The organism is Methyloceanibacter marginalis, from assembly GCF_001723295.1.
In the GTDB taxonomy this organism is placed as follows: domain Bacteria; phylum Pseudomonadota; class Alphaproteobacteria; order Rhizobiales; family Methyloligellaceae; genus Methyloceanibacter; species Methyloceanibacter marginalis.
Genome location: NZ_LPWD01000179.1, coordinates 1 through 12,793, shown reverse-complemented (window position 1 = coordinate 12,793; position 12,793 = coordinate 1). Strand labels below are relative to the sequence as shown.

The 12,793-nt window shown below is 62.4% G+C and carries 10 protein-coding genes; 8 read left to right on the top strand and 2 right to left on the bottom strand.

Annotated features, from left to right (window positions below):
* Both AUC71_RS07405 and AUC71_RS07400 read right to left on the bottom strand, forming a co-directional pair.
* Positions 1-2,849: DUF11 domain-containing protein (locus AUC71_RS07405; protein WP_141701527.1), on the bottom strand; the 2,849-nt coding region annotated here is incomplete at its 3' end.
* Entirely contained in the window at positions 2,812-4,413 is a 1,602-nt protein-coding gene (locus AUC71_RS07400) for a hypothetical protein (RefSeq protein WP_069623755.1), read from the bottom strand. The genes AUC71_RS07400 and AUC71_RS07405, both read right to left, overlap by 38 nt.
* Positions 4,414-4,934: 521 nt before the next feature.
* On the opposite strand from AUC71_RS07400, the gene AUC71_RS07395 reads away from it, so the two are divergent.
* From AUC71_RS07395 to AUC71_RS07360, 8 genes are all read left to right on the top strand, one after another.
* A complete protein-coding gene (locus tag AUC71_RS07395) occupies positions 4,935-5,609 on the top strand; it encodes a phosphoribosyltransferase family protein (RefSeq protein ID WP_069623754.1) in 675 nt (224 codons plus the stop codon).
* Between the two features lie 176 nt (positions 5,610-5,785).
* The gene (locus AUC71_RS07390) at positions 5,786-6,526 is read left to right on the top strand and encodes an N-formylglutamate amidohydrolase (RefSeq protein WP_425283365.1); all 741 of its coding nucleotides are present in this window, start codon (positions 5,786-5,788) and stop codon (positions 6,524-6,526) included.
* Between the two features lie 117 nt (positions 6,527-6,643).
* Positions 6,644-7,132, top strand: coding sequence for a TRAP transporter small permease subunit (locus AUC71_RS07385; RefSeq protein ID WP_244500844.1), 489 nt, complete (start codon positions 6,644-6,646; stop codon positions 7,130-7,132).
* Positions 7,129-8,451, top strand: coding sequence for a TRAP transporter large permease (locus AUC71_RS07380; RefSeq protein WP_069623751.1), 1,323 nt, complete (start codon positions 7,129-7,131; stop codon positions 8,449-8,451). Before AUC71_RS07385 ends, AUC71_RS07380 begins: the two co-directional genes overlap by 4 nt.
* 51 nt (positions 8,452-8,502) lie before the next feature.
* A complete protein-coding gene (locus AUC71_RS07375) occupies positions 8,503-9,573 on the top strand; it encodes a TRAP transporter substrate-binding protein (protein WP_069623750.1) in 1,071 nt (356 codons plus the stop codon).
* A 98-nt stretch (positions 9,574-9,671) separates the two neighbouring features.
* Entirely contained in the window at positions 9,672-11,042 is a 1,371-nt protein-coding gene (locus AUC71_RS07370; protein ID WP_069623749.1) for a glutamine synthetase family protein, read from the top strand.
* A gap of 15 nt (positions 11,043-11,057) precedes the next feature.
* Positions 11,058-12,440 carry an aldehyde dehydrogenase family protein gene (locus tag AUC71_RS07365; RefSeq protein ID WP_069623748.1) on the top strand — a complete coding sequence of 461 codons (1,383 nt, stop codon included), beginning with the start codon at positions 11,058-11,060 and terminating at the stop codon, positions 12,438-12,440.
* A gap of 28 nt (positions 12,441-12,468) precedes the next feature.
* On the top strand, positions 12,469-12,793 hold a 325-nt coding region (locus AUC71_RS07360; RefSeq protein ID WP_141701526.1), incomplete at its 3' end, for an iron-containing alcohol dehydrogenase.

Sequence of the window (12,793 nt, the reverse complement as noted above, 5' to 3'; positions counted from 1 at the left end):
CGCTCGGTGCCCTTCGGGCAGAGGCACTGGCCCTTGTCCACCCTGCCGCCCTTGCAGACGAGCGGCGGCGGGAGTTTCACGCAACGGTAGGCGTAGTCACCAACCTTCTGTCGCTCATAGCCCTTGGAGCAGTAGCACTCGCCGTTCCTGACGGCGCCCCCTGCGCACGTGATCGGCGGCGGGAGCTTCACGCATTCATAGGTGTAAGTCCCGGTCTGTTTACGCTCGGTGCCCTTCGGGCAGAAGCACTGGCCCTTGTCCACTTTGCCACCCTTGCAGACCAGCGGCGGCGGAAGCTTCACGCAACGGTAAGCGTCGGGACCAGTCCTTTCGCGCTCCGTGCCCTGCGGACAGACGCAGTCCCGGCCGACGACGCGACCGCCAGCACAGTCCGGCGGCGGCGGCGCCTTGGCGCAGAAGATGGTCTTGCCGGCGCTCGTAGCCTCCTCAATCTCCCAGCCCTCCGCGCGCAACGCCTTGGCCTTGCCGCGGTCCACCTCCAGCCAGCCCGTGCCGCATTGCGGGGTCGGCTCATCCGGTGGTGCTTCCGGCTCGTCCAGAGGCGCCTCCGGTTCCTCCGGCTGCGAAATCGTGATCGTGCTGGTGTGACGGTCGTTCTCGGGCTTGCGGTCCTTCACGCCCGTATCGGGCCACTGCATCTCCTTGCGGTGGACGATGCGCTTGTGTGGGAAGTCGGTGGGGATCGCAATCGAGAGCTCCAGCTCGGCTGCGTCGCCCGGTTTGAGGCTGAGCTCGTCGGCACGGCATTCGTAAGCGCCCGTGCCGGTCACCTCGCAGACAAGCCCCGCGGTCAGCGACTTGATGCTTTCGACGGACACGGCCGGATCGAGCGTGCCCCTGAGGCCGGCGCTACCCTTGAACAGGCGTCCGCCCCGGTTCTCGATGCTGACATCGAGGGTGCAGGTCTCGCCCAGCTTGCAGGTCGTGCCGCCGAAGGGCGCGAGGTCGGCTGCAAGCACGGGCGTGTCGACGCATGCCGGACCGTCAGTCGCAGGGTTATCGTCACCCGTAAAGCTGGGTCCGGCTATACTCGGCGGTGGTGGCGCATCCCAGTTCAACGTGGCGCAGTTGGTCACCGCGTCGCCCGCGACGGGGTCGGGTAACTTCAGCCGGAGCGTTACCGTCTCGATCGTGCCGGATGGGAAGGGGAAAAGACCTAGAGTGCATCTGACCGTGTCAGCCACGGCCGCCGGCGTACAGAGCCCGCCGCCCAGCGCCGCTTCGAGGACGGCGCCCGCGGGCAGCATATCGGTGAACACCCAAACTCCGCCCGCATCGTTCGGCCCATGATTGGTAAGACTGACCGAATATTCGCAGATGCCGCCTTCGTAGCACTCTTCCGGGCCGGCCTTGGCGATCTCGACGTCGAAGCCGGTCCCTATGAAAGTATTTTCGCAGGACGTGTCAGACTTATCGAAGAAGCCGACAGCGGGGTTGTCGTCCGGCGGCATCCCAAAGAGGCCCCAGGGCAGCGTAGCGCAATTCATCACCGGATCTGCCGGCGCCGGGTCGGGCAGCCCGATAGTCAGGGTAAGGCTGCGCGTCTCGCCGGGATGCAGGACATGAGGACCGCCCAGGAGCGTGCAATCGATCGGCACGGCGGCACCGCAGCCCCAACCGGCGCTGACCCCCACATATACTGAACCGGCGGGCGGAGCGTCCCGTATCACAATCTCGCCGGCATAGTCGTCAGGGCCTTGATTGGTGACGACGACCGTATAGGCACAATTGCTTCCTTCGTCGCAATGGGCCGGTCCACTCTTGTCGACGGAGAGATCGAAGAAGCCGGTCCCGTCGAGAACGTCGACGGTGTGACAATCCTCGTCCACATGGGCATCGGCAACGCCGTCATCAGCGCCCATCGCGGCCCAGTCGATTGCCGCGCAATTCTCGACCGGGGCTCCGGCGATGCCGTCAGGGAGGTGGATCAGAAGGACTAACACATCGGCCGCGCCTGCGGGGAGCGTGAGAGCCCCGCTGGTGCACTGAACCTCCCCATTGTTCTGCACACAGCTCCAACCGAGTGTGTTTGCGACCAGGGACGCGTCGGTCGGCAGCGTGTCGCTGACGGCCAGGACTCCGTTGAATTCCCCTGGGCCGTGATTGGTGACCGTTATTGCGAACAAGCAATCGGCGTTCTCGGTGCATTGGGGGAGCCCGTCTTTTTGCAGGCCGAGATCTAAACCGTCGATCACCGGCGTCTCGATGCAGGTATGGTCGTTGGAGTCGCCGGCGCCGTCGTCCGTGCCCATCTCGAACCAGTCAATGGCGGTGCAGTTCTCGACGTGATCGCCCGCCACGTCTGCGGGTAGCAGAACGACGAGCGTCAAGGTCGCCGAGACGCCGACATTGAGAAGAGCCGGGCCAAGCGTGACGCAGCTGACGACCTGACCGGCGACGTCGCAGTGCCAGCCGGGGGACGCCGCAGCGAGCGTTGCATCCACCGGCATCGTATCGTTGACCGCAAGCGGACCGACATAGGGAACAGCGCCGAGATTGGTGATCTTGACGTTGTAAATGCAGTTCACGCCTTCCTGGCATTGGGCGGGCCCGCTTTTCTCGATGCCGAGATCGGTCTCCAGCACCGGCGGTGGCGGCACCGGCCAGCCGTCAGGCGGCAGGGGCGCAGGATCCCAGCCCGGCTCCGGCGGCAGACCGGGCGGAAATTCTTCACCAGGTGGAAATCCGCCGGGCCCAGCGACCTCCTCCTCTGCGGGCGCTTCGCCGGGCTCACCCTCGGCCGGGATCGGCTGATAGACGGCAACATCGCCAATCCGCGTGGCGCCGCTCTTATCCGGCGCTTCGCCACCGGCATCGAGGTCGATCATGAAAGACCGATCGGGTCCGGTCGCGGGGGTAATCGGTCCGGGCGCGGGTATGGCTTGAATGCGGTGATGGGCTCGAAGGCCTCATAGGGCCGCGCCTCGCGTCCCTGTAACCCGTCGACCGGCGTGGATTGGGTATGCGCGTCGCGCCGGGATCGAAACATGGCCCGCGTGGCGAGCACAGGCCGTCGCCGGTCATCCACACAAAGGCATCGGGCGCGGCCGGATCGATCTCCCAGCCATCGCCATAGCCCAGGCCGAAACTGACACCGCCGGCGGCGCTGCCGCGGAGATAAGGCGGGCCCGCTTCGCTGCGGTCGTAATAGCCGACGTCGTAGCGCCCGGCGCCACGCCAGAAACCCTGATCAGTCAGCTCGTAGCGGAGCACGCGGGCCTCGTGCGGATTGGCAAAGGCATCCTCGGCCGCGAGGCCGAGATTGCGGACACCGCCGCGCTCGGCGAGGAGCATCACATCCTGGTCGCCGGACGCCGGAAAGGCGATATCGGCGACCGGATGGCTGCGCCCGGCGCGGGCAATGGCTTCCGGCGAGCGAAAGAAATCAGGCAGGAAGAACTCGCGGCGTGCACTGGTCGTGTCGAACGCGCCGTCCTTTTTGATGCGCACCGACCAGACCGCGTTGCGTTGGTCGTCCTCGCCGGCGGCAGCGTGATCCGGGTTGCCGAAGCCTTGGCTGCCCCAGATCGCGTAATAGAGCCTCACCTCCTCGGTCGCGGGATCGCGCCGCACGCCCACGCCCCAGACGCGGCGGTGGAAGTCGGCGAAGTTCCAGCAGGACGGCGCGCGCGCGAAGTCGCCGCTCGGGCAATCGTCGGTGCGTGCGCTGGACGCTGGATCGAAGGGGACGGCCGGCAGCGAGCGAAAATCTCCCTGAGCGAGGCCGGAGCCCGCGACATCAAAGAAGACGGAGCGCCCGTCGACGCCATGATCGTAGTGGCCGAGATCGGCGCCGTCGGACGCGCGCAGCCGGTGGATCATGCCGGTCTCGAGGTCGGAGACGTAGAATTGCTCATTCCAGCGGTCGAAAGCGATGTTGCCGAGCGCGGCGCCGGTGTTGCCGCGACCGTCCAGCTTTATGTCTGCGAAGATCTCAGGTTGGTCGTTGTTGGCCCCGTCGAGCTTCCAAATGGTGCCGGGACCTCCATTGAGTCCCCACATGCCTTCCATCCAGCCCGTGTTCTCGGCGTTGCGATGAAGGCCGAAAGCCGATGTCGCGGTCAGATAGATATTAGGAGGATCGGCATCGTCGAGCGTGACGCCGAAGACCTGGCCGACCTGGCCGGCTGTGGCCGCCGAACGCTGCGGTGCGTCTTCCCAACTCGCACCGAGAGGGGATGCGCCGGGCCGGCGTAGATCGACGACCCCGCCAACGGTGCCGCTGGGATCGATAGCCGCGCGTCCGCCCTCGTCGGTGGTGCCTGAAAAACGTGTAACAAACGCCTCGCCGGCTTGCAGGGCGTCTTGCGCACGCGCGACTTCACACAGGGACGCGCCAAGCGCGCCGGCGAGCGCAAAGGCAATGACAATTCGGAGCGACGAGCTGCCCATGGGCGGGTCCAGCGAGGCTCCAGTGCCTCTCAACCGCAGTCTCGCACACTGTCGGCAATTGTGAACGGAAATTCCGCCGGTCCGACATGTTCCTGAGCCAAATGACTGGCCGTGGTTAAATCTCCGAGAACAATCACCCGCGATTTGGTTCGCCGCCGCCCTGACATTACAGGCACCGCAAATTCAAAAGGCCCCGCCGGTGACGGCGGGGCCTAGCTATTACCAGAGAAGTTCTGCAGGGTTATTTTAGCGGCGGCGCCCCGATGGGTTCAACGTAGGAAGCCTTTTGATGGTGGCCGAAGCAACCTCCAAGCCCAACCGTGACCGCGACGGCGATAGCTGCCGCTAGAAGTAAACGCATCTATTTAATTCCCCCATGCTTTGTTAGCCAAGCCCTCAACGTGCAAGGTCTAAGTGGCAATGATGTGGCCCCTTTCTGGCCGAGGCCATCACGATTAGCGAGCAATCGTGCAAGGCACGGCTGAAATACTCATTCGCAGCATCGGATTTATGAGGGAGACATGATCTCGACCGAGCAAGCAAAACAGTACGCTGAGCGCACGAAGCTTCTGCTCGCCGAGGCTGGCGCGATCATCGAGCACGATCACTTCGTATATGACTCGGGCGAACATGGCAGCGGTTGGATCGACAAGGACGTTGTCAATGAAAACACTGACCGGGATGAGGGGCTCTGCAGCATGTTGGCGGAGGTCATACGTGATCTCGGCGCCGAAGTGGTGTGCGGGCCGGCGACCGGTGGTCTGATCGTATCGCAATGGACCGCCCACGCACTGGGAGTCGAGTCGGTCTTTGCTGACCACAGCGATCAGCCCTCCGCGGCTCCCGGCGGACCGCCTCGCGGACCCTTCGTACTGCGGCGCGGCTACAACAAGGTTGTAAACGGCAAACGTGTCGCGGTGGTGGACGATGTCATCAACACCGGTCTTGCCTTGCGGCAAACCGTCGAAGCCGTGCGTGAAAACGGCGGGCAGGTCGTGGGTGCGGCGGCTATTGTCACCCGAGGCAACGCGACACCGGCCGACTGCGGCGTGACGGACCTCAGATACCTCCTAGAGTACAAAATTCCCTCGTGGCCGGCCGCCGGCTGCCCCTTATGCAAGCAAGGCGTCCCAATAAACACGGAGTACGCCCACGGGGCAGAGTTCTTGGCTAAGCAATCGCGGCGAAATCGATAGGACTCCCCTTTTCCTGAGCGAAAACGAGTGGGCTGTTGGCGGCATAGTCACCCATGAGTGGCGGAGGTTCGTAGCTTCGAAGATGATGGGCATTTGCCCCAATTGCCGCTAACCTTAGCAAGCTGGCCCACTCCTCGTGGGTTCGGAGGGGCAATGTGAGGCGTCCAGAACAAAGACTGGTCGTGGTGGAAAATCCGGGTGGCGCCGGACAGTTTGTGGTCGTTTGCGACCACGCCTCCAACCGCATCCCTGACGATTATAAGACGTTCGGATTCGACCCCGAAGCGCTGAAGACACACATTGCGTGGGACCCGGGTGCGCTCGGCGTAGCGCGGCAACTGATGAGGTCCTTGGATGCCCCGCTGATCTGGCCCGATGTTTCCCGTCTGGTGATCGACTGCAATCGGCCGCCGGATTCGGTCACGCTGATCGTCACCGAAAGCGAAGGACGACCCGTACCCGCCAATCAGGGCCTGAGCGACGACGAGCGCAGGCGACGGCTCGCCCACATTCATGCCCCCTACCACGACGCCATCGATGCGTGTCTCACTGAGCGCGCCGATCAAGAGATCGCCATCGTGGCGATCCACTCCTTCACGCCGATCTATCTCGGAGAATTGCGTCCCTGGCAGGTTGGCATCGTGTTCGACGACGATCGGCGGGTTGCCGATCGACTTCTCGACGGCCTCAAAGGCGACGCGAAGCTCACGGTCGGCGCAAACGAGCCCTACTCGCCCGCCGACGAGGTCTATTACACCGTCGCACGCCACGCGCGCCCGCGAGGGCTGCCGGCCGCGATGATCGAAATTCGCAATGACGAAATTGGCGACGAAGAAGGGGAGCAGCGCTGGGCGGAGCGGCTCACATCCCTTTTGGCAAAGGCGCCAGATTCCATTCGGTTTGAATCTTGCATGTGACAATCGCTACCAAGGACGACACCCACACGCGTCGCCGCATCGTGAGCCATGCCTAGTTGGATCAAGCTCTATGTCCAATACGTAGACGCGGCAAACCGCGTTGTCGGTCGTGGAGTTATGTGGCTCGTTATAGTGATGATGGGCGTGCTGCTCTACGCCTCGATCGCGCGCGGCGCCTTCGGCACCTCGCATATCTGGATCATCGAGACGTCGCAAATGATCTTGGCTGCCTATTATTTACTCGGCGGCGGCTACTCCCTTCAGCTCGATTCTCATGTCCGCATGGACCTGCTTTACAGCCGCTGGTCGCCACGAACACAGGCGCGCGTCGATACGGTGACGTCTCTTCTGGTGATCTTCTATCTCATCATTCTTCTGATCGGCGGCCTCTCGAGCACGCAATACGCCATCGAATATAACCAGAAGAACTATTCTTCATGGTCGCCGGTGCTCTGGCCGATCAAGGTCGTGATGTGCACTGGCATCGTCTTGATGCTGCTTCAGATGATCGCTGTGTTCTTCAGGGACCTAGCCAAGGCGCGGGGAGAGCCCCTCGCTGAGGCTCTTCCCGCAGGGAAGCGACTCGCGGGTGAGGGATTGGAATGAGTCACGAGGTCATCGCCCTCCTCATGTTCGCGTCAATGATGCTGTTGCTCCTAACGGGACAACGATTCTTCGGCGTGATCGGCTTCGTGGCGGCAACCTTCGCCCTCATGCTGTGGGGTACCGGCGGCGAGGAGATGCCGTTCAACGCCTCGTTCGTGCTGTTCAATTGGTACCCGATGCTGACGCTGCCCCTGTTTATCTACATGGGCTACATGCTGTCGGAGTCGGGCATTGCCGACGATCTCTACAAGATGTTCCATGTGTGGTTCGGTCCGGTCCCCGGCGGGCTCGCCATCGGCACAATCCTGCTGATGGTGGTGATCGCGGCGATGAACGGGCTGAGCGTGGCGGGCATGGCGATCGGCGCGAGCATCGCGCTGCCCGAATTGCTACGGCGCGGCTACGACAAGGTGATGGTCACCGGGGTAATCCAGGCGGGCAGTTCGCTCGGCATCCTCATCCCCCCGAGCGTCGTGCTGGTCCTCTACGGCCTGATTGCCCGCCAGCCCATGGGCCAGCTTTGGCTGGCGGGGGTGTTCCCCGGGCTGCTGCTCGCCTCGCTGTTCATCGCCTATGTCGCCATCCGCTGTTATCTGCAGCCGAACCTCGGGCCGGTGCTGCCACCCGAAGAACGCCAGGTGAGTTGGGGCGAAAAGATCAAGCTGCTCGGCGCGGGTGTCATCCCCTTCCTGATCTTCTTCTCGATGACGGGCCTCTTCCTCATGGGAAAGACGAGCCTGGTGGAAAGTTCTGCCGTCGGCGCTGCCGGTGCGACGCTGGCCGCCATCTTCAGACGCAAGCTAACATTGAAGGTCTTGGAGGAAACCGTCCGCAAGACACTCGGCATCAGCTGCATGTTTCTGTGGATCATCCTCGCGGCGCTCTGCTTCGGCGCCGTGTTCGACGGCCTCGGTGCGGTGCACGGCCTGCGCTATCTGTTCCTCGATAAATGGGGTCTCGATCCGTGGACCGTCCTCATCATGATGCAGCTCTCCTACCTCATCATGGGGACGTTTCTCGACGATACCGCGATGCTGGTGATCGTGGCGCCGCTCTACGTGCCGATTGTGATTGCGCTCGGTTTCGATCCGATTTGGTACGGCGTGCTCTACACCATCACCTGCCAGATCGCGTACATGACGCCGCCTTTCGGCTATAATTTGTTCTTGATGCGCGCAATGGCGCCGCCGGAAATAACGTTGGCCGATATTTACAAATCAATCGTGCCCTTCGTTCTGGTGATGATCATCGGCTTGGCAATCGTCATGGTGTTTCCGCAAGTCGCACTGTGGTTGCCCAACCAATACTACGCGAAATAAGGCTCTGGAGATGCGGTCTATTTTGAGGTGGTGTGAGAAGGAGTGGTTGCGATGACGATACGAAAGAACATAACCAAGCGTGACTTCATAAAGAATGCAGGCCTGACAACGGCGGCCGCTGCGACTGCCACCGTGGCCTCGCCTTATGTGATAAGGGCGCAAGGCGCGCCAATCAAATGGCGCATGCAGACCTATGCCGGCTCGGCGCTTGGAGAGCATGTGATCAAGCCGTCTATCGAAGCCTTCAACAAGGCGGCGAACGGCGAAATGGTCATCGAGCTCTACTACGCTGATCAGCTCGTACCGCAAGGCGAGTTGTTCCGTTCGGTGCAGAAGGGAACGATCGACGCGGCTCAGAGCGACGACGACTCGGCGGCGGCTCCAGTCGACGTCAAGATCTTCGCGGCCTATTTCCCCTTCGCCTCGCGCTACTCATTGGATGTCCCAGCCTTGTGGGAATGGTGGGGGCTGAGGAAAATCTGGGAGGAGGCGTACGGAGAAGTAGAGGGCGTCACGTGGCTCAGCACCGGGGCCTGGGATCCTTGCAACTTCGGCACGACCAAGCCGATCAAGTCGGTCGCCGACCTCAAGGGCTTGCGCGTGTATATGTTCCCGACAGGCGGCCAGTTCATGCAGCAATTCGGTGTGGTGCCGGTCGCGCTTCCCTACGAGGATGTCGAGGTCGCCATTCAGACCGGGGAGCTTGACGGTGTGTGCTGGTGCGGCATCACCGAGATGTACACCGTAGGTTGGGCGGACGTCCTGAAGTACTATCTGACCAATAATATCTCGGGGGCTTGGGCAGGTTCGTACTTCGTGAACACCGAGAGATGGAACGCGCTCCCGCCCCATCTCCAGGAGCTGTTCAAGCTGTCGATCGACAATTCGCACTACTACCGCGCGCACTGGTATTGGTGGGGAGAGGCGCATTACCGCACCACCGGCGGTAAACTGGAGCTGACCTCGATCCCGGACGCCGAGTGGCAGACGGTCGCGGATGCCGCGGTCAAGTTCTGGGACGAGGCCGCAAAGATCAGCCCCCGCTGCGCCAAGGTCGTGGAGATCCTCAGGAACTACAACGAGACGATGGCAAAGGCAGGCCCTCCCTACCGTTGCGCCTGAGCCTCGTCAGGAAACCTCAAGACCCGCGTAGGCATGGCGCCCGCGCGGGTTCCTTATTATCTTCTGCACCTTTCCACTGCCTCTGAGAACATCCCGGCATGGCTGGCACATTGACGTTACAGGATCTGCGTAAGGCTTGCGATCAGGGTGAGATCGATACTGTCGTAGTCTGCTTTCCCGATATGCAGGGCAGGCTCGTAGGCAAGCGTTTTCATGCCGAGTTTTTCCTCAACGGCGCTTATGAGGAAACCCACGGTTGCGACTACCTGCTTGCCAACGACATCGATATGGAGCCCGTGCCGGGATACGCGGTCGCTAATTGGGAAAAAGGCTACGGCGATTTCGTCATGAAGCCGGATCTCGCAACCCTCCGGCGCATCCCCTGGCTGCCGGCCACCGCCCTCGTCCTCTGCGACGTGCTCGACCATCACCACCACGAGCCGCTCGCTCATAGTCCGCGTGCCATGCTGCGCAAACAGCTTGCCCGGCTTGCCGACAAGGATATGTCGGCCCGCATGGCGTCGGAACTCGAGTTCTATTTGTTCGACGAGACTTACGAGACAGCGCAGGACAAAGGCTGGGGCAACCTCAAAACCACCGGCAGCTATATCCAGGACTATCACGTCTTCCAGACCACCAAGGAAGAAGAGGTGATGCGGGCCATCCGCAACGGTTTGCAGGGAGCGGGCATTCCGGTCGAGAATTCGAAGGGTGAGTGGGGGCCCGGGCAAGAAGAGGTCAACGTTTGCTACGCCGATCCCCTGGCCACGGCCGATTGGCACGTCATTCTAAAAAATGGGTGCAAGGAAATCGCCCATGGGCTCGGCAAGGCTGTGACCTTCATGGCCAAATGGCGCTACGACCTTGCCGGTTCTTCGAGCCATGTCCACGCCTCGCTATGGGATGCAGCCGGCAAGACCCCTCTGTTCCTGGACCCCAAGGGTGAGCACGGCATGTCGGAGCTCATGCGCCATTTCGTGGCGGGGCAACTCGCCCACGCACGCGAGATCACCTGGTTCCTCGCGCCCTATATCAATTCCTACAAGCGCTTTCAGGCGGGGACATTCGCGCCGACCAAGACAGTCTGGTCACTGGACAATCGCACGGCCGGTTTCCGCCTATGCGGCGCCGGGACCAAGAGCATCCGCATTGAGTGCCGCATCGGCGGCGCCGATCTCAATCCCTACCTAGCCCTTGCCGCGCTGCTCGCCGCTGGCCTGGCCGGCATCGAGCAGAAGTTGGCGCTCGAGGCAGCTTATGCGGGTGACGCCTACCAGAGCGAAGCATTGCCGGAGGTGCCGAAGACCTTGCGCGAAGCGACGGAGCTGATGCGGCACTCGGCAATGTTGCGTGCCGCCTTTGGCGATGACGTGATAGATCACTATGTACACAACGCGGAGTGGGAACAGTTCGAGTACGACCGGCGCATTACCGATTGGGAGCTTAGGCGCGGGTTCGAACGGTCGTAGGTTCAGAGGCACGAAATGTCAGAGAGTCTTAAGGTCATCTCGCCCATCGATGGTTCGGTCTATGCCGAGCGGCCAATTGAGAGCGCTGCGGCGATCGATGCCGCGCTATCGGCGGCCCGCGCGGCGCTGCCCCAATGGAAGGCGACGCCCGTTGCCGAGCGCAGCCGTTACATGCTCGCCTTCCTCGACGCCTTGTTGGCGACGAATGACGACATGACCGTCGAACTCGCCTGGCAGATGGGCCGGCCGGTTCGCTACGGCGGCGAGAAAGGCGGCATCGAAGAGCGCACGCGTGCCGTCGTGGCACTGGCAGAACAGGCGCTCAAACCCTACTACCCGCCGGAGAAGGATGGCTTTCGCCGGTACATCACCCGGGAGCCGCTCGGCATCGTTCTCGCCCTTGCCCCATGGAATTATCCCTATCTCACCGCCGTCAACGCGATCGTCCCTGCCCTGCTCGCGGGAAATTCCGTAATCCTAAAACATGCCGCCCAGACGCTGCTTGTCGGGGAGCGGTTCGCCGAGGCCTTTAAGCGCGCAGGGCTACCCAAGGGTCTATTCCAGAATCTCGTGATGTCCCACGCGCAGACCGAGACGCTTATCGGCTCCGGACGCGTCGACCACATCAACTTCACCGGCTCTGTTGCCGGAGGCCGCACCATCGAACGCGCCGCTGGGGGGACATTTGCGTCGCTTGGCCTTGAGCTGGGCGGCAAGGATCCCGCCTATGTGCGCGCAGACGCCAAGCTCGATCATGCCATCGAGAATTTGGTGGACGGATCCTTCTTCAATTCCGGTCAATCCTGTTGCGGGGTCGAGCGCATTTATGTAGACGCGCGGATCTTTGACGACTTCGTCGAGGGGTTTGCCGACCTCACCCGAAAATATGTGGTGGGCAATCCACTTGAGCAGGCGACCACGCTTGGGCCGATGGTGCGAGGCGCCGCGGCCGACGCCGTCCGCAGCCAAATTGACGAGGCGAAGCGCAAGGGCGCTACGGCGCTGATCAACATGAAGGTGGAGGGTGACCGATCTGGCTCACCCTATCTCGCGCCGGAAGTCCTGATCGGTGTCAACCACCAGATGGAGGTGATGCGGGAGGAGAGTTTCGGGCCCGTCGTCGGTATCATGAAGGTGCGCGACGATGAGGAGGCCGTGACGCTGATGAACGACAGTCCTTATGGGCTCACGGCCTCGATCTGGACGCGTGACATGGACCGCGCCGCTGAACTCGGCAACCAGATCGAGACCGGGACGGTCTTTATGAACCGCTGCGACTATCTCGATCCGTATCTCGCCTGGACCGGCGTCAAAGACACAGGTCGCGGCGTCTCGTTGTCGAAATACGGATTTGAAGCACTGACCCAGCCGAAGAGTTTCCATCTTCGCGAAGTCTGACCCGTCCTCGCATCTCGGACACATAATCATGAACGCACCCACCGCCAATTGGAGCTACCCAACGTCCATCCGCTTCGGTCCGGGCCGTATCAGCGAGCTCGCCGATGTTTGCCGGACGGCAGGGATCGACCGCCCCCTACTCGTCACCGACGCCGGTCTCGCCGCGCTTCCAATCACGAAACAGGCGCTAGACCTTTTGGAAGTGGCCGGGCGCCCCGCCGCCATGTTCTCGAACGTGCAGCCCAACCCGGTGGATTCGAACGTCGAGGCTGGCATTGCCGCCTTTCGCGCCGGGAACCATGACGGCGTCGTGGCCTTCGGCGGCGGCTCAGGCCTCGACACCCGGCAAGGTC